The 16,507-nt window shown below is 69.0% G+C and carries 15 protein-coding genes; 14 read left to right on the top strand and 1 reads right to left on the bottom strand.

Annotated features, from left to right (window positions below):
* Positions 1 to 278: 278 nt before the first annotated feature.
* Complete coding sequence (locus ACQPXM_RS36965) at positions 279 to 1,550, bottom strand: isochorismate synthase (RefSeq protein WP_432942633.1); 1,272 nt, start codon at positions 1,548 to 1,550, stop codon at positions 279 to 281.
* Positions 1,551 to 1,735: 185 nt separating this feature from the next.
* Between ACQPXM_RS36965 and ACQPXM_RS36960 the strand changes: the two genes are divergently transcribed.
* The 14 genes from ACQPXM_RS36960 to nuoL all read left to right on the top strand — a co-directional run bounded on the left by ACQPXM_RS36960 (position 1,736) and on the right by nuoL (position 16,483).
* Positions 1,736 to 2,434 (top strand): demethylmenaquinone methyltransferase, encoded by a 699-nt coding sequence (locus ACQPXM_RS36960; protein ID WP_432942632.1) that lies wholly within the window; start codon positions 1,736 to 1,738, stop codon positions 2,432 to 2,434.
* 159 nt (positions 2,435 to 2,593) lie between these two features.
* A complete protein-coding gene (locus tag ACQPXM_RS36955; protein WP_432942631.1) occupies positions 2,594 to 3,907 on the top strand; it encodes a geranylgeranyl reductase family protein in 1,314 nt (437 codons plus the stop codon).
* Positions 3,908 to 4,016: 109 nt separating this feature from the next.
* Positions 4,017 to 4,376, top strand: coding sequence for an NADH-quinone oxidoreductase subunit A (locus tag ACQPXM_RS36950; protein ID WP_132147066.1), 360 nt, complete (start codon positions 4,017 to 4,019; stop codon positions 4,374 to 4,376).
* Between the two features lie 3 nt (positions 4,377 to 4,379).
* Positions 4,380 to 4,934: a NuoB/complex I 20 kDa subunit family protein gene (locus ACQPXM_RS36945; protein ID WP_077019067.1), complete on the top strand. Its 555-nt coding sequence runs from the start codon at positions 4,380 to 4,382 to the stop codon at positions 4,932 to 4,934.
* Positions 4,931 to 5,638 (top strand): NADH-quinone oxidoreductase subunit C, encoded by a 708-nt coding sequence (locus ACQPXM_RS36940; RefSeq protein ID WP_432942630.1) that lies wholly within the window; start codon positions 4,931 to 4,933, stop codon positions 5,636 to 5,638. Before ACQPXM_RS36945 ends, ACQPXM_RS36940 begins: the two co-directional genes overlap by 4 nt.
* Positions 5,638 to 6,975 (top strand): NADH-quinone oxidoreductase subunit D, encoded by a 1,338-nt coding sequence (locus ACQPXM_RS36935; RefSeq protein ID WP_432942629.1) that lies wholly within the window; start codon positions 5,638 to 5,640, stop codon positions 6,973 to 6,975. Before ACQPXM_RS36940 ends, ACQPXM_RS36935 begins: the two co-directional genes overlap by 1 nt.
* The gene (gene nuoE / locus ACQPXM_RS36930) at positions 6,976 to 7,809 is read left to right on the top strand and encodes an NADH-quinone oxidoreductase subunit NuoE (protein ID WP_432942628.1); all 834 of its coding nucleotides are present in this window, start codon (positions 6,976 to 6,978) and stop codon (positions 7,807 to 7,809) included. It begins immediately after the preceding gene.
* Between the two features lie 2 nt (positions 7,810 to 7,811).
* A complete protein-coding gene (gene nuoF / locus ACQPXM_RS36925; RefSeq protein WP_432942627.1) occupies positions 7,812 to 9,113 on the top strand; it encodes an NADH-quinone oxidoreductase subunit NuoF in 1,302 nt (433 codons plus the stop codon).
* Entirely contained in the window at positions 9,110 to 11,539 is a 2,430-nt protein-coding gene (locus ACQPXM_RS36920) for an NADH-quinone oxidoreductase subunit G (protein WP_432942626.1), read from the top strand. The genes nuoF and ACQPXM_RS36920 overlap by 4 nt, the downstream gene beginning before the upstream one ends.
* On the top strand, positions 11,536 to 12,873 hold the full coding sequence (gene nuoH / locus ACQPXM_RS36915; RefSeq protein WP_432942625.1) for an NADH-quinone oxidoreductase subunit NuoH: 1,338 nt from the start codon (positions 11,536 to 11,538) through the stop codon (positions 12,871 to 12,873). The genes ACQPXM_RS36920 and nuoH overlap by 4 nt, the downstream gene beginning before the upstream one ends.
* Entirely contained in the window at positions 12,866 to 13,462 is a 597-nt protein-coding gene (nuoI, locus tag ACQPXM_RS36910) for an NADH-quinone oxidoreductase subunit NuoI (protein WP_077019074.1), read from the top strand. The genes nuoH and nuoI overlap by 8 nt, the downstream gene beginning before the upstream one ends.
* Positions 13,459 to 14,304, top strand: a complete 846-nt coding sequence (locus ACQPXM_RS36905) for an NADH-quinone oxidoreductase subunit J (RefSeq protein ID WP_432942624.1) — start codon at positions 13,459 to 13,461, stop codon at positions 14,302 to 14,304. The genes nuoI and ACQPXM_RS36905 overlap by 4 nt, the downstream gene beginning before the upstream one ends.
* Complete coding sequence (nuoK, locus tag ACQPXM_RS36900) at positions 14,301 to 14,600, top strand: NADH-quinone oxidoreductase subunit NuoK (RefSeq protein WP_344111111.1); 300 nt, start codon at positions 14,301 to 14,303, stop codon at positions 14,598 to 14,600. Before ACQPXM_RS36905 ends, nuoK begins: the two co-directional genes overlap by 4 nt.
* An 11-nt stretch (positions 14,601 to 14,611) precedes the next feature.
* A complete protein-coding gene (gene nuoL, locus ACQPXM_RS36895; RefSeq protein ID WP_432942623.1) occupies positions 14,612 to 16,483 on the top strand; it encodes an NADH-quinone oxidoreductase subunit L in 1,872 nt (623 codons plus the stop codon).
* Positions 16,484 to 16,507: the final 24 nt, after the last annotated feature.

Here is a 16,507-nt window from a genome sequence, read left to right as displayed (position 1 = left end):
CGCGGGGGAATCCTACGCCGGGGGTGGGAAAGGGTGGTGGTACCGATCTGGGGGCGGCTTCCGGCGATCGCCAGAGATCTCCGGCGCTAGCCGTACAGCCCGGCGGCAGCCGGAAACCTCCGGCGCTAGCCGCACGCCCGGCGGCAGCCGGAAACCTCCGGCGCCAGCCGGAAGACAATGCACGGCGCCAAGCCGGGGGTGGGTGGGAGCGGACGGAGCGGTCGCTCCGAGGAGCGAAGCGACGAGCGGCGGGCGCGGAGGGAGCGTGGGTCGGGGGATCAGATTCCCAGCGCATCGCGCATCGGGACCAGCTTGGCGTTGGTCTCGGCGAGTTCGGCGTCGGGATCGGAACCGGCCACGATCCCCGCACCGGCGAACAGCCGCATCCGGGTGGGATCGTCGGGGTCGGCCTGGCCGCAGCGCAGCGCGATGCACCATTCGCCGTCGCCGGAGGCGTCCAGCCACCCGACCGGTCCGCTGAACCGGCCGCGGGACATCCCCTCGACCTCGTGGATCAGCTCGCGCGCCACGTCGGTCGGCGTACCGCAGACGGCGGCCGACGGGTGCAGTGCGGCGGCGAGGCCGAGTGCGGAGGCGCCGTTCGCGGCGACGCCGGCGACGTCGGAGGCGAGGTGCATCACGTTCGGGAGGTGCAGTACGAACGGCGTCTCCGGCACGTTCATCGACTTGCAGTGCGGCTCGAGTGCCTCCGCGACCGACCGTACGGCGAACTCGTGCTCCTCCAGGTCCTTGCTCGACCGGGCCAGTGACGCGGCCAGCGCGAGGTCGTGCGCGTCGTCGCCGGTCCGGCGGATCGTCCCGGCCAGCACGCGGGAGGTGATCAGGCCCTTCTCGCGCCGGACCAGCAACTCCGGAGTCGCGCCGATCAGGCCGTCGACGGAGAAGGTCCAGCAGTTCGGGTACGCCGACGCCAGCCGGCGCAGCGGCCAGCGCAGGTCGATCGGCTGGTCGGACTGGGCGACCAGGTCGCGGGCCAGCACCACCTTCTCGACCTCGCCGGAGGTGATCCGTTGCACCGCGTCGGCCACGATCGCCGACCACTCGGTGCCGGACCGGGCGCCGTCGGCGAACGCGATCTCGCCGACCGGGGCCGGCTCGTTCACGGTCAGTTCGGGCGGCGCGGCCAGTGAGCTGGCGGGCGAGATCGTGGTCACCCAGGTGGTGTCGCCGCGCCGGCCGACGATCACCTCGGGCACGACCAGCCCACCCGGGTCGGCGTCGGTGAAACCGAAGGATCCGAAGCAGACCAGTCCCGACCCTGGTACGCCGACGTCGTCGCGCACGACGGCCGCGGCGGTGAGCCTCTTCCACCACTGCTGGGCGGTGGCGAACCGGTTGCTCCCGGCAACGTCGAGGCGGGCCGCGACGCCCCAGCCGACATGACCGTCGCCTCGCCGTACCCAGGCCAGTGCTCCGTCGGCCGGCAGGTGGTCGAGCAGGTGTTCGGAGACGCCCTCGACCGGGTGGCTGCGCACCACCAGGTGCGGGACCGGCTCGGCACCGGGGTGGACCGGGTCAGGCAAGCTCACGACAACGCTCCTCGCTGCTCGGCTCGGTCCCGGGTCACGGTGGCCGATCTGGCTGGACGCTCCCTCACGGCATGCAAGCGTATGCCTGCCCGATGACCGGCTGATTTCGGTGCCGGGCGGGGCCGTGATGAACAAGACAACCCGTCGCCGACCAGCCGGACAACCCGACGTGATCCACTAGACAGGTGACCCGCGCAGATCTCACCAAACAACCGCACGACGTCGCCGCGATGTTCGACAACGTGGCCGAGGGCTACGACCGGACCAACGCGGTGGCGACGATGGGGCTGGAGAAGCTGGTCTGGCGGCCGGCGACGCTGGCCGAGATCGCGCCGCGCAAGGGGATGCGGATCCTCGACCTGGCCGCCGGGACCGGCGCGTCCAGCATCAAGCTGCGCGAGGCCGGCGCCGAGGTCGTGTCGTGCGACTTCTCGGTCGGCATGCTGCGGGTCGGTAAGCGGCGCTACCCCGAGCTCGACCTGATCGCGGGTGACGCGCTGCGGCTGCCGTTCGCCGACGAGTCCTTCGACGTGGTGACGATCTCCTGGGCCCTGCGGAACGTGAACGACGTCACGCTCGCGCTCCAGGAGATGCTCCGGGTGACCCGGCCGGGCGGCCGGCTGGTCGTGCTCGAGCAGTCGCACCCGACCTGGAAGCCGTTCCGGGTGGCCTACCTGGAGTACATGATGCGCGCCGTACCGGCGGTGGCCAGGGTGGTGTCGTCCAACCCCGAGGCGTACCAGTACCTGGCCGAGTCGACCCGCGCCTGGCTGCCGCAGGAGCCGCTGGCCCGGACCATCGAGGCGGCCGGGTGGAGCCGGGTGCAGTGGGCCAACCTGACCGGTGGTCTGGTCGCCGTTCACCGGGCTGTCAAGCCGGCGTAATTACGCAACGATTTCGACGCTTAATTCGCTTGCGGACAAGGGAGTCCGGGCCGGTTTCGTGTCCGAGTCAGGCAGTCCTAGACTGTCGGGTGACCAGACCTCGTGAAGCGATTCACGAGGGACCGGAGACCAACTGCCCCAACTCCAGGCCGGGATGAGATGAGCCAGAGCGTGCCGCACAGGCAGCAGGCCGAGACCGCTGATGTGATCGTCGTCGGCGCCGGGCCCGCAGGCTCGGCCGCGGCGTACCATCTGGCCAACGCGGGCCTCGACGTCCTGCTGCTCGAAAAGACCGCGTTCCCGCGCGAGAAGGTGTGTGGCGACGGCCTCACCCCGCGCGGGACCAAGCAGCTGATCAACATGGGGATCGACATCTCCGAAGAGGCCGGCTGGATCAAGAACTACGGCCTGCGGATCCAGGGCGCCGGGCACCAGCTGCAGCTGGACTGGCCCGACCTGGCCAGCCACCCGAACTACGGGCTGACCCGCAACCGGATGGACTTCGACGACATGCTGGCCCGTCAGGCCGTCAAGGCCGGCGCCCAGCTGCGCGAGCGGACCAACGTCACCGCGCCGATCCTCGACGAGAAGGGTTTCATCGTCGGCGTCACCGCCAAGCCGGTCGACGACAACGGCCGCCGGGCCGGCGAGGACATCGAGTTCCGGGCGCCACTGGTGATGGCCGCCGACGGCAACTCGTCCCGGCTCAGCGTCTCGATGGGCCTGCACAAGCGCGACGACCGCCCGATGGGCGTCGCGGTGCGCACCTACTTCACCAGCCCCCGCCACGACGACGACTACCTCGAGTCGTGGCTGGAGCTGTGGACCGACGACCCGAACAACCCCGGCCAGCGCAACCTGCTGCCGGGCTACGGGTGGATCTTCGGGATGGGCGACGGCACGGTCAACGTCGGCCTCGGCATCCTGAACACCTCCGACGCCTTCGGCAAGGTCGACTACGCCGACCTGTTGAAGCAGTGGCTGAAGAACACGCCGCAGGAGTGGCAGTTCCGCGACGAGTTCCAGACCATCCCGATCCGGGGCGCGGCGTTGCCGATGGGGTTCAACCGCCAGCCGCACTACACCCGCGGCCTGATGCTGCTCGGCGACGCCGGCGGCATGGTCAACCCGTTCAACGGCGAGGGCATCCCGTACGCGATGGAGTCCGGGGCGTTCGCCGCCGAGGTCGCCGCGCAGGCGCTGCGCCGGCAGCCGAACCAGCGCGAGCGAGCGCTGTCGGCGTACCCGAAGGCGCTGAAGCAGGAGTACGGCGGGTACTACACGCTCGGCCGGGTCTTCGTGAAGCTGATCGGAAACCCGGAGGTGATGCGGCTGTGCACGAAGTACGGTCTGCCGCGCACCACGCTGATGAAGTTCACGCTCAAGTTGCTGGCCAACCTCACCGACCCGCGCGACGGCGACGTGATGGACAAGATCATCAACGGGCTCACGAAGGTCGCCCCGGCGGCGTAAAAGCGGCGGGGCGAGTGACATGAACCACAGCGGTACTGATAACACAGTGCTGACTCGCAACAGGTAAATCAGGCGGCAGGACGACGCAAGAAGGAGGGAGCACCGACCGATGCACCCTTACGTACCGATCCTCGTGCTCGGCGTACTGGCGGCCATCTTCGTGGCGGGCACCTTGGTGACCAGCGCGCTGGTCGGCCCCAAGCGTTACAACCGGGCCAAGCTCGACTCGTACGAGTGCGGGATCGAGCCGACCCCGCAGCCTGTCGGCGGTGGCCGCTTCCCGGTGAAGTACTACATCACCGCGATGCTGTTCATCGTGTTCGACATCGAGATCATCTTCCTCTACCCGTGGGCCGTCGCCTTCGACCAGATGGCGCTGTTCGGGTTGATCGAGATGGTCATCTTCATCGTTACCGTCTTCGTCGCCTACGCCTACGTGTGGCGCCGCGGCGGACTGGAGTGGGACTGACCTATGGGTGTTGAGGAACAGCTTCCGGCCGGCGTACTGCTGACCACCGTGGAGGGCTTGTCCGGCTACATGCGCAAGGCGTCGTTGTGGCCGGCAACGTTCGGCCTGGCCTGCTGCGCGATCGAGATGATGACGACCGGTGCGCCGCGCTACGACGCCGCCCGGTTCGGCATGGAGGTCTTCCGGGCCTCGCCGCGGCAGGCGGACCTGATGATCGTGGCCGGCCGGGTGAGCCAGAAGATGGCTCCGGTGCTGCGCCAGATCTACGACCAGATGCCGAACCCGAAGTGGGTGCTGGCGATGGGTGTGTGCGCGTCGTCGGGCGGCATGTTCAACAACTACGCGATCGTGCAGGGCGTGGACCACGTCGTCCCGGTCGACATGTACCTGCCCGGCTGCCCGCCGCGGCCGGAGATGCTGCTGGACGCCTTCCTGAAGCTGCACGACGACATCCAGCACGGCAAGCTCGGCGCGAACAAGAAGGCGCTGCAGGCCGAGCAGGAGGCCGCCGCGCTGACCGCGGCGCCCACCTTGGAGATGAAGGGTCTGCTGCGATGAGCGAGCACCAGCCGGAGAACCTTCCGGCCACGTCGCCGGCCGGCGACGCCCAGACCCCGGCGGCCGAGGTCGTCGACCAGCGCCAGGGCATGTTCGGTGTTCGCGGCACCGGTGACACCTCGGGCTTCGGCGGCCTGCGCCGCCAGGTCGCGCTGCCCGGTGGCAGCGCGAAGCCGTACGGTTCCTGGTTCGACCAGGCCACCGAGCGGCTCGAGGGCCTGGTCGGTGGCGACGCGCTGGAGAAGGTCGTCGTCGACCGCGGCGAACTCACCCTGCACGTCCGGCGTGAGCGGCTGGTCGAGGTCGCCCAGCACCTGCGCGACGACGAGGCGCTGCGGTTCGAGTTCTGCTCCGGCGTCAGCGGGGTGCACTACCCGAACGAGACCGGTCGCGAGCTGCACGCGGTCTACCACCTGCTGTCGATCACCCACAACCGGCGGATCCGGCTGGAGGTGTCGGCGCCCGACAGCGACCCGCACATCCCGTCGATCGTCTCGGTCTACCCGGCCAACGACTGGCACGAGCGCGAGACCTGGGACTTCTTCGGCATCATCTTCGACGGGCACCCCGCGCTGACCCGGATCCAGATGCCCGACGACTGGCCGGGCCACCCCCAGCGCAAGGACTACCCGCTCGGCGGCATCGACGTCGAGTACAAGGGCGCCGTCATCCCGCCGCCCGACACGCGGAGGTCTTACAACTGATGACCACTACCGACCCCTACGCCGACGCCCGCGACACCACCGAGGGCAAGGTCTTCACCGTCACCGGTCAGGACTGGGACTCCGTCGTGGCCGGGCTGTCCGACGAGCCCGAAGAGCGCATCGTCGTCAACATGGGCCCGCAGCACCCGTCCACGCACGGCGTGCTCCGGCTGATCCTCGAGATCGAGGGCGAGACGGTGACCGAGGCCCGCTGCGGCATCGGCTACCTGCACACCGGTATCGAGAAGAACATGGAGTTCCGCTCCTGGACGCAGGGCGTCACGTTCTGCACCCGGATGGACTACCTGTCGCCGTTCTACAACGAGGCCGCCTACTGCCTGGCCGTCGAGCGGCTGCTCGGCATCGAGGACCAGATCCCCGAGAAGGCCAACGTGATGCGGGTGCTCCTGATGGAGCTCAACCGGATCAGCAGCCACCTGGTCTGCATCGCCACCGGTGGGATGGAGATCGGCGCGCTGACCGTGATGACGATCGGGTTCCGCGAGCGTGAGATGACGCTGGACCTGTTCGAGCTGATCACCGGCCTGCGGATGAACCACGCGTTCATCCGGCCGGGTGGTGTCGCCCAGGACCTGCCGCCGGGTGCCCTGGACAAGATCCGGGACTACATCACCTGGATGAACAAGCACCTGCCCGAGTACGCCGAGCTCTGCAACGCCAACCCGATCTTCAAGTCCCGGCTGGTCGACGTCGGCTACCTGGACCTGGCCGGCTGCATGGCGCTGGGCATCTCCGGCCCGCCGCTGCGCGCGACCGGGTACGGCCTGGACCTGCGCAAGACCCAGCCGTACTGCGGCTACGAGACCTACGACTTCGACGTGCCCACCTGGGACACCGCCGACTCGTACGGCCGCTTCCGGGTCCGGCTGCAGGAGATGTGGGAATCGCTCAAGATCGTCGAGCAGTGCGCCGAGCGGCTGGCCAAGATGGAGGGCGAGCCGGTGATGGTGGCCGACAAGAAGATCGGCTGGCCGAGCCAGCTGGCCGTCGGCAACGACGGGATGGGCAACTCCCTCGACCACATCAAGCACATCATGGGCGAGTCGATGGAAGCGCTGATCCATCACTTCAAGCTGGTCACCGAGGGCTTCCGGGTACCGGCCGGCCAGGCGTACGTGGCGGTCGAGTCGCCGCGCGGCGAGCTGGGCTGCCACCTGGTCTCCGACGGCGGCACCAAGCCGTACCGGGCGCACTTCCGTGACCCGTCCTTCGCAAACCTGCAGGCGATGCCGATCCTGTGCGAGGGCGCACAGGTGGCCGACGTGATCGTCGCCGTCGCCAGCCTTGACCCGGTGATGGGTGGAGTGGACCGCTAAATGGCCGAGAACCACACGACTTCGACCGACATGCCGGTGCCGTACAGCACCGGTGACTCGAAGATCACTGAGACCACGATCGCGGAGATGCGCGAGCTGGCCGCCCGGTACCCGGTCGGCCGCTCCGCGCTGCTGCCGATGCTGCACCTGGTGCAGTCGGTCGAGGGCCGGGTCACCCCGGAGGGCATCGAGGCCTGCGCCGACGTGCTCGGACTGACCGGCGCCGAGGTGTCCGCGGTCGCCACCTTCTACACGATGTACAAGCGCCGTCCGGTCGGCGACTACCACGTCGGCGTGTGCACCAACACGCTGTGCGCGGTGATGGGCGGCGACCTGATCTTCGAGCGGCTCAAGCAGCACCTGGACGTCGGCAACGACGAGACCACCGAGGACGGCAAGATCACCCTCGAGCACATCGAGTGCAACGCCGCCTGCGACTACGCGCCGGTGATGATGGTGAACTGGGAGTTCTTCGACGACATGACGCCCCAGAGCGCCACCCAGCTGGTCGACGACCTGCGCCAGGGCACCGAGGTGAAGTCGCCGCGCGGCGCCACCATCTGCACCTGGAAGGAAGCCGAGCGCGTCCTGGCCGGCTTCCCCGACGGCCGGGCCGACGAGGGCCCGACCGGTGGCAAGGCGACGCTGGCCGGTCTGCGGCTGGCCCGCGAGCGCAACTGGACCGCGCCGGCCGGCCAGCACGGCGGTGGCGGCGCGGCGGCCGAGCAGACCGTCTCGCCGGAAGCGGCGTCCGGTCCGCGCCCGGAGGACCAGCCCGGCAAGGAGTCCGGCACGGGCTCCCCGGCGATCCCCGACTCCCGGAAGGAGGACTGACCATGCTGACCCCGGTGCTGTCCGACAACTGGGACCAGATCCGCTCCTGGCAGCTGGCGTCGTACCAGCGCTCCGGCGGGTACGACGCGCTGCAGACCGCGCTGCGCATGCAGCCGGCCGACGTGATCACCGCCGTCAAGGACTCCGGTTTGCGCGGGCGTGGTGGCGCGGGCTTCCCGACCGGCATGAAGTGGTCGTTCATCCCGCAGGACAACCCGAAGCCGAAGTACCTGGTGGTGAACGCCGACGAGTCCGAGCCGGGCACCTGCAAGGACATCCCGCTGATGATGGCCTCGCCGCACACGCTGGTCGAGGGCGTCATCATCTCGTCGTACGCGATCCGTGCCTCGACCGCGTTCATCTACGTACGCGGTGAGGTCCTGCACGTGATCCGCCGGCTGCAGCAGGCCGTCGAGGAAGCCAAGGCGGCCGGGTTCATCGGCACCAACATCCTCGGCAGCGGCTACGACCTGGACGTGGTTGTGCACGCCGGCGCCGGCGCCTATATCTGTGGCGAGGAGACGGCGCTGCTCGACTCGCTGGAAGGTCGTCGCGGTCAACCCCGGCTGCGTCCCCCCTTCCCGGCCGTGGCCGGTCTGTACGGCTGCCCCACAGTGATCAACAACGTCGAGTCGATCGCCTCTGTTCCCGCGATCATCAAGAACGGGCCGGACTGGTTCGGCTCGATGGGCACCGAGAAGTCCAAGGGCATGACGCTGTACTCGCTGTCCGGGCACGTCACCCGCCCGGGCCAGTACGAGGCACCGCTCGGCATCACGCTGCGCCAGCTGATCGACCTGGCCGGTGGCATCCGCGAGGGCCACGAGCTGAAGTTCTGGACGCCGGGCGGTTCGTCCACGCCGCTGCTGACCGCCGAGCACCTCGACGTCCCGCTGGACTACGAGGGCGTCGGCTCGGTCGGCTCGATGCTGGGCACGAAGGCGCTGCAGATCTTCGACGAGACCGTCTGCGTGGTCCGCTCGGTGCTGCGCTGGACCGAGTTCTACAAGCACGAGTCCTGCGGCAAGTGCACGCCGTGCCGTGAGGGCACCTGGTGGCTGGTCCAGATCCTGGAGCGGCTGGAGAAGGGCCAGGGCACCGAGGCCGACCTCGACACCCTGCTCGACCTGAGCGAGAACATCATGGGCCGCTCGTTCTGCGCCCTGGGCGACGGTGCGACCGCGCCGATCACCAGCTCGATCCAGCACTTCAAGGACGAGTACCTCGCGCACTTCACCCACGGCGGCTGCCCGTTCGACCCGATGGCGTCCACCGTCTTCGCGACCGCTGGAGCAAGCGCATGACCATCCAAGCCAACCCTCCTTCGGGGACCGAGGTCGAGAAGGTCGACCTGGTCACCGTGACCATCGACGACATCGAGGTCAAGGTCCCGAAGAACACCCTGGCGATCCGGGCGGCGGAGCAGATCGGGATCCAGATCCCGCGGTTCTGCGACCACCCGCTGCTGGACCCGGTCGGCGCCTGCCGGCAGTGCCTGGTCGAGGTGCCCGACGCCGGCAACGGCCGCGGGATGCCCAAGCCGCAGGCCTCCTGCACGCTGACCGTCGCCGACGGCATGGTGATCCGCACCCAGGTGACCTCGCCGGTGGCCGACAAGGCGCAGCACGGGAACATGGAGTTCCTGCTGATCAACCACCCGCTGGACTGCCCGGTCTGCGACAAGGGTGGCGAGTGCCCGCTGCAGAACCAGGCGATGACCAACGGCGCCGGCGAGTCCCGGTTCCACGAGGTCAAGCGGACCTTCCCCAAGCCGATCAACATCTCCGCCGAGGTGCTGCTGGACCGCGAGCGCTGCGTGCTCTGCGCCCGCTGCACCCGGTTCTCCGAGCAGATCGCCGGTGACCCGTTCATCGCGCTGGTCGAGCGCGGCGCGCTGCAGCAGGTCGGCATCTACGAGAAGGAGCCGTTCGAGAGCTACTTCTCCGGCAACACGATCCAGATCTGCCCGGTCGGCGCGCTGACCAGCGCGGCGTACCGGTTCCGCTCGCGGCCGTTCGACCTGGTGTCGGTGCCCTCGGTGGCTGAGCACGACTCCTCCGGTGCGGCGATCCGGGTCGACTACCGGCGCGGCAAGGTGATGCGGCGGCTGGCCGGCGACGACCCGGCGGTCAACGAGGAGTGGATCTCCGACCGTGACCGGTTCGCGTTCAACTACGCGAGCACCGGCGACCGGCTGACCCACCCGCTGATCCGCGAGGACGGCGAGCTGCGGCCGGCGTCCTGGCCGGAGGCGCTGACCTTCGCGGCGCAGAAGCTGACCGCCGCGCGCGGCAACGCCGCCGTACTGACCGGTGGGCGGCTGACGCTGGAGGACGCCTACGCGTACTCGAAGTTCGCGCGGGTTGCCCTCGGCACCAACGACATCGACTTCCGGGCCCGCCCGCACTCGCCGGAGGAGGCCGACTTCCTGGCCGCCGCGGTGGCCGGCACCGGTCTGGGAACGACGTTCGCCGACCTGGAGCGGGCCGGCTCGGTGCTGCTGGCCGGGTTCGAGCCCGAGGAGGAGGCGCCGACGGTGTTCCTCCGCCTCCGCAAGGCCGTCCGCAACCGCGGCACGAAGGTGTTCACGGTCGCGGCGCTGGCGTCGCGCGGCGTACAGAAGCTGTCGGGTGTCGTGGTCTCGACCACGCCGGGCACCGAGGCCGCCGTACTGGCCGACCTGGGCAACCAGGGCGACACCGGCGCCGCTGCCAAGGAAGCCCTCGGTCCCGACTCGGTGATCATCGTCGGTGAGCGGCTCGCGACGGTGCCTGGTGCCCTGTCCGCGGCGCTGCGGCTGGCGCTCGACACCGGTGCCCAGCTGGCCTGGATCCCGCGTCGCGCGGGTGACCGGGGCGCGCTCGAGGCCGGTTGCCTTCCGGGGCTGCTGCCCGGTGGCCGCCTGGTCTCCGACGCCGCGGCCCGGGTCGACCTGCAGGCCGCGTGGGGCGTCGACAGCCTGCCGGCCACGGCCGGCCGGGACACCAGCGAGATCATCGCCGCGGCCGGTTCGCTGCAGGCGCTGGTCGTCGCGGGTGTCGAGATCGACGACCTGCCGGACCCGGCGGCCGCCCTGGCCGCGCTGCAGGCCGCGCCGTTCGTGGTCAGCTTCGAGGTCCGCAGCTCCCAGGTGACCGAGCACGCCGACGTGGTCTTCCCCGTCGTACCGCCGGCCGAGAAGGACGGCACCTTCGTGAACTGGGAGGGGCGCGAGCGGCCGTTCCCGGTCGTGCTCAAGGTGCCGGCCGCGATGCCGGACGTTCGCGCGCTGGCCGCACTGGCCCAGGAGATGGACCGCTCGCTCGGGTTCAGCACCCCGGCCGGCGCCAAGCGCGAGTACGACGAGCTCGGCCGCTGGGACGGCGACCGCGCGCAGGAGCCGACGTACCAGGCCGGTCCGTCGCTCGGTGCGTTCGACTCCACCCGGCTGGCGACCTGGCGGATGCTGATCGACGACAGCCGCAGCAACGACGGTGAGCCGCACCTGGTCGCGACCGCGCGCACGCCGGTCGCGCGGCTGTCGCTGACGACCGCTCACCGCGTCGGTGTGGCCGACGGCGACGAGCTCGTGGTCAGCACCGACGCCGGCTCGATCCGGCTGCCGGTGGCGATCACCCCGATGACCGACAACGTGGTCTGGCTGCCGACGAACTCGGCCGACTCGCACGTACGCCGTGCGCTGCACGCCGACCACGGCTCGATCGTGACGATCGCCGGAGGGAACGCATGACGCACATCCCGCTCGTGGCCATGGCCGACACCCCGGACGCGGGGTTCGGCAACGACCCGTGGTGGGTCGTCGGCATCAAGGTGCTGCTGGTCTTCGTCTTCCTGGTCGTGCTCACCCTGTTCAACATCTGGTGGGAACGCCGGGTGGTGGCCCGGATGCAGCACCGGGTCGGCCCGAACGTGCACGGCCCGTTCGGACTGCTGCAGTCGCTGGCCGACGGCATGAAGCTGATGTTCAAGGAAGACCTGATGCCCAAGGGCGTGGACAAGTTCGTCTACGTCGCGGCACCGGTGATCGTGTCGATCCCGGCCTTCCTGACCTTCGCGGTGATCCCGTTCGGGCCGACGGTGAAGATCCCGTTCACCGACACCTACACCCGGCTGCAGATCACCGACCTGCCGGTCTCGGTGCTGTACGTGATGGCGGTCGCCTCGATCGGCATCTACGGCATCGTGCTCGGCGGCTGGTCGTCCAACTCGACGTACTCGCTGCTCGGTGGTCTGCGCTCCAGCGCCCAGATGATCTCCTACGAGGTCGCGATGGGCCTGGCGCTGGTCACGGTCTTCCTGTTCGCGGGCTCGATGTCCACCTCGGAGATCGTCGCCGCGCAGAGCTCGCAGCAGTCGATCAGCCTGTTCGGCGCCGACATCCCGATCCCGGGCTGGTACGCGTTCCTGCTCTTCCCGTCGTTCGTGATCTACGTGATCTCGATGATCGGCGAGACCAACCGGGCGCCGTTCGACCTGCCGGAGGCCGAGGGCGAGCTGGTGGCCGGCTTCCTGACCGAGTACTCGTCGATGAAGTACGCGATGTTCTTCCTGGCCGAGTACATCAACATGGCGACCGTGTCGGCGCTGGCGACCACGCTGTTCCTCGGCGGCTGGCGGGCGCCGTGGCCGATCTCGATCTGGGACGGCGCGAACTCCGGCTACTGGCCGGTGCTGTGGTTCGTCGGCAAGATGATGTGCTTCATCTTCTTCTACATCTGGCTGCGCGGAACGCTGCCGCGACTGCGCTACGACCAGTTCATGAAGCTGGGCTGGAAGATCCTGATCCCGGTCTCGCTGGGCTGGATCGTGCTGGTCGCGACGGTCCGCGCGGTGGGCCGCGAGGTCGAGTTCCAGCGCAACTGGCTGTTGCTGGCGGCCGGTGTGGTCGCGTTGATCGCGGTGATCACGATGTTCCTGCCGCAGAAGAAGACCGAACCCGAACCCGAGACCGATCCCGGCGAGTTCGACGCCTTCGCCGGCGGGTTCCCCGTGCCACCCCCGCTCGTCAACACTCCGAGCCGCAGCGAGACGGACATTCGAAGCAAGGAAGGCAGCCGTGGCTAGCGTCAAAGAATCCCTCTGGGATCCGGTAGCGGGTTTCGGGGTCACCTTCCGGACGATGTTCCGCAAGGTGTTCACCGAGGAGTACCCGTTCGAGAAGAAGCCGACCGCGCCGCGCTTCCACGGCCGGCACCAGCTGAACCGGTGGCCGGACGGTCTGGAGAAGTGCATCGGGTGCGAGCTGTGCGCGTGGGCGTGTCCCGCCGACGCGATCTACGTCGAGGGCGCCGACAACGTCGACGACTCGGCGGACGGCTCGGCCCGGTTCTCGCCGGGTGAGCGGTACGGCCGCGTCTACCAGATCAACTACCTGCGCTGCATCCTGTGCGGGCTGTGCATCGAGGCGTGCCCGACCCGGGCGCTGACGATGACCAACGAGTACGAGCTGGCCGACCGCAGCCGCGAGTCCCTCATCTACGAGAAGAAGGACCTGCTGGCGCCGCTCCTGCCGGGCATGGAGGAGCCGCCGCACGAGATGCAGCTGGGCCGCTCGCAGACCGACTACTACCTGGGCCTGACCGGCTCCGCGGTGGTCCCGGAGAGCGCCTCGGTGCACCCGGACAGCTCGCTGCAGGGTGGTGGCGACCGGTGATCGGGCTCGTCACCGGCGGTCAGGTCGCGTTCTGGATGCTGGCGCCGGTCATGGTGCTGGCCGCGATCGCGATGATCCTGGTCCGCAAGGCGGTGCACTCGGCGTTGCTGCTGGCAACGGTCATGGTCTGCCTGGCCGTGCAGTACGCGGCCCAGGACGCGCCGTTCCTGTTCGCGGTGCAGATCATCGTCTACACCGGCGCCATCCTGATGCTGTTCCTGTTCGTGCTGATGCTGGTCGGCGTCGACGCGTCGGACTCCCTGGTGGAGACGATCCGCGGTCAGCGCCTGCTGGCCGGGCTGGCCTTCCTCGGCTTCGGCGTGCTGCTGGTCTTCGCGGTCGGCAACGCCGTGTACGGCGACCCGATCGGCCTGGCCCAGGCCCAGCCGGACGGCAACCCGCACGGCATCGCCCAGCTGCTGTTCGGCAAGTACGTGTTCGCCTTCGAGGTGACCTCGGCGCTGCTGATCACCGCGGCGATGGGCGCGATGATGCTGGCCCACCGCGAGCGGCTGACCCGCAAGAAGACCCAGCGCGACCTGGCCGAGGAGCGGATCCGCAAGTACGCCGACAGCGGCGTGCACCCCGGCCCGCTGCCGACGCCCGGCGTTCTGGCCCGGCACAACGCGGTCGACACCCCGGCGCTGCTGCCGGACGGGTCGATCGCACCGACCTCGGTGTCGCGGGTGCTGCAGGCCCGTGGCACCGTGTTCCCCGAATCGGAGGAGCGCGCGGAGGTCGACACGGTCCGCCGGATCAGCGAGGGCGACGCCGGTGACACGGTCCCCTCCGAGCCCGAGAGCACGGACCTGTCCGGATACGGCGAAGGAGACAAGCTGTGAGCACGGAGCCGTACATCATTCTGTCGGCGATCCTGTTCAGCATCGGTGCACTCGGTGTGCTCGTCCGCCGCAACGCCATCGTCGTGTTCATGTGCGTCGAGCTGATGCTGAACGCGACGAACCTGGCGTTCGTCAGCTTCGCCCGCCAGCACGGCAATCTCGACGGCCAGATCGCCGCCTTCTTCGTGATGGTGGTGGCGGCGGCCGAGGTCGTGATCGGCCTGGCGATCATCATGGCCATCTTCCGCACCCGTCGCTCGGCCTCGGTCGACGACGCCAACCTGCTCAAGTACTGAGGTAATCACCGATGAGTCATGAGCTCGCGTGGCTGCTGGTCGCGATCCCAGCGGTGTCGGCGGCGATCCTCCTGCTCGGTGGCAAGGCCACCAACGCCTGGGGACACCTGCTCGGCACCGCGGCGTCGCTGGCCTCCTTCGTCTGCGGTGCCATCCTGTTCTTCCAGATGCAGGGGCACGGCGCCGAGGAGCGGTCCGAGACGGTCAAGCTGTTCGAGTGGTTCTCGGTCGGCAGCGTGCACGTCGACGTCACCCTGCTGGTCGACCAGCTGTCCATCCTGTTCGTGCTGCTGATCACCGGTGTCGGGTCCCTGATCCACATCTACTCGATCGGCTACATGTCGCACGACCCGCGACGGCGCCGCTTCTTCGCCTACCTGAACCTGTTCATCGCGGCGATGCTGCTGCTGGTGCTGGCCGCGGACTACCTGCTGGTCTTCGTCGGCTGGGAAGGCGTCGGTCTGGCGTCGTACCTGCTGATCGGCTTCTGGCAGGACCGTCACTCGGCCGCCACCGCCGCCAAGAAGGCGTTCGTGGTGAACCGGGTCGGTGACATCGGCCTGTCGCTCGCGGTGATGAGCATGTGGGCGCTGTTCGGCTCGTCCGCCTTCGCCACCGTGAACGCCGGGGCCGAGGGGATGTCGTCGACCTGGGCCACGCTGGTCGGCCTGATGCTGCTGCTGGCGGCCTGCGGCAAGTCGGCCCAGGTGCCGCTGCAGTCCTGGCTGCTGGACGCGATGGAGGGCCCGACCCCGGTCTCGGCCCTGATCCACGCCGCGACCATGGTCACCGCCGGCGTCTACCTGGTGACCCGGTCGAGCGCGATCTACGAGCACACCGAGGTGGCCTCCACCGCGGTCGTCATCGTCGGCACGGTGACCGTGCTGGCCGGTGCGATCATCGGATGCGCCAAGGACGACATCAAGAAGGCGCTGGCCGGTTCGACGATGAGCCAGATCGGCTACATGATGCTCGCGGCCGGTCTCGGCCCGGCGGGCTACGTGTTCGCGATCTTCCACCTGCTCACGCACGGCTTCTTCAAGGCCAACATGTTCCTCGGCGCCGGCTCGGTGATGCACGGCATGAACGACGACGTGAACATGCGCCACTACGGCGCGCTGCGGACGTCGATGAAGATCACCTTCGCCACCTTCGCGATGGGCTACTTGGCGATCATCGGGTTCCCGGGCTTCGCCGGCTTCTGGAGCAAGGACAAGATCATCGAGGCCGCGTTCGCGGACAACTTCGTGATCGGGCTGTGCGCCCTGCTGGCGGCCGGCATCACGGCGTTCTACATGACCCGGCTGATGATGATGACGTTCTTCGGCAAGAAGCGCTGGGCCGAGGACGCGCACCCGCACGAGTCGCCCTCGTCGATGACGATCCCGCTGATCGTGCTGGCGGTGCTGTCGGTCTTCGGCGGTGCGCTGTACTTCCTCGGCGACTGGATCGTGCACTGGCTGGAGCCGGTGGTCGGTCACGAGGAGCACCACCCGCCGGTCAGCGCGCTGGTGATGACGCTGATCACGGTCGCCGTGGTCGCGGTCGGTGCCACGATCGGGTACCTGCGCTACCGCCAGGAGATCCCGCGCGAGGCGCCGGTCAAGGTCTCGCCGGTCACCACCTTCGCCCGCCGTGACCTGTACGGCGACGCGCTCAACGAGGCGGTCCTGATGCGTCCGGGCCAGTACCTCACCCGGACGCTGGTCTGGCTGGACAACCGGGGCGTGGACGGCTCGGTGAACGGCATGGCCGCCCTCTTCGGCGGTCTGTCCGGCCGGCTGCGCCGGTTCCAGACGGGCTTCGTCCGTTCGTACGCACTCAGCATGGTCTTCGGCGCCGCTCTCGTGGTCGTCGCCCTCCTCGCGGTGAGGTTGTCGTGAACATCGGTTGGCTGACGTATCTGT

It is taken from the genome of Kribbella sp. CA-253562 (genome assembly GCF_050942265.1).
In the GTDB taxonomy this organism is placed as follows: Bacteria; Actinomycetota; Actinomycetes; order Propionibacteriales; family Kribbellaceae; genus Kribbella.
Note: the sequence above shows the minus strand (reverse complement) of the source record. Positions and strands in the feature narration are given on the sequence as shown.

What these genes read in the sequence shown, in the direction of transcription:
- ACQPXM_RS36955 (WP_432942631.1), top strand. Translation starts at nt 2,594, where the DNA reads ATGAGCCAGAGCGTGCCGCACAGGCAGCAGGCCGAGACCGCTGATGTG.
- ACQPXM_RS36950 (WP_132147066.1), top strand. Translation starts at nt 4,017, where the DNA reads ATGCACCCTTACGTACCGATCCTCGTGCTCGGCGTACTGGCGGCCATC.
- ACQPXM_RS36945 (WP_077019067.1), top strand. Translation starts at nt 4,380, where the DNA reads ATGGGTGTTGAGGAACAGCTTCCGGCCGGCGTACTGCTGACCACCGTG.
- ACQPXM_RS36940 (WP_432942630.1), top strand. Translation starts at nt 4,931, where the DNA reads ATGAGCGAGCACCAGCCGGAGAACCTTCCGGCCACGTCGCCGGCCGGC.
- ACQPXM_RS36935 (WP_432942629.1), top strand. Translation starts at nt 5,638, where the DNA reads ATGACCACTACCGACCCCTACGCCGACGCCCGCGACACCACCGAGGGC.
- nuoE (WP_432942628.1), top strand. Translation starts at nt 6,976, where the DNA reads ATGGCCGAGAACCACACGACTTCGACCGACATGCCGGTGCCGTACAGC.
- nuoF (WP_432942627.1), top strand. Translation starts at nt 7,812, where the DNA reads ATGCTGACCCCGGTGCTGTCCGACAACTGGGACCAGATCCGCTCCTGG.
- ACQPXM_RS36920 (WP_432942626.1), top strand. Translation starts at nt 9,110, where the DNA reads ATGACCATCCAAGCCAACCCTCCTTCGGGGACCGAGGTCGAGAAGGTC.
- nuoH (WP_432942625.1), top strand. Translation starts at nt 11,536, where the DNA reads ATGACGCACATCCCGCTCGTGGCCATGGCCGACACCCCGGACGCGGGG.
- nuoL (WP_432942623.1), top strand. Translation starts at nt 14,612, where the DNA reads ATGAGTCATGAGCTCGCGTGGCTGCTGGTCGCGATCCCAGCGGTGTCG.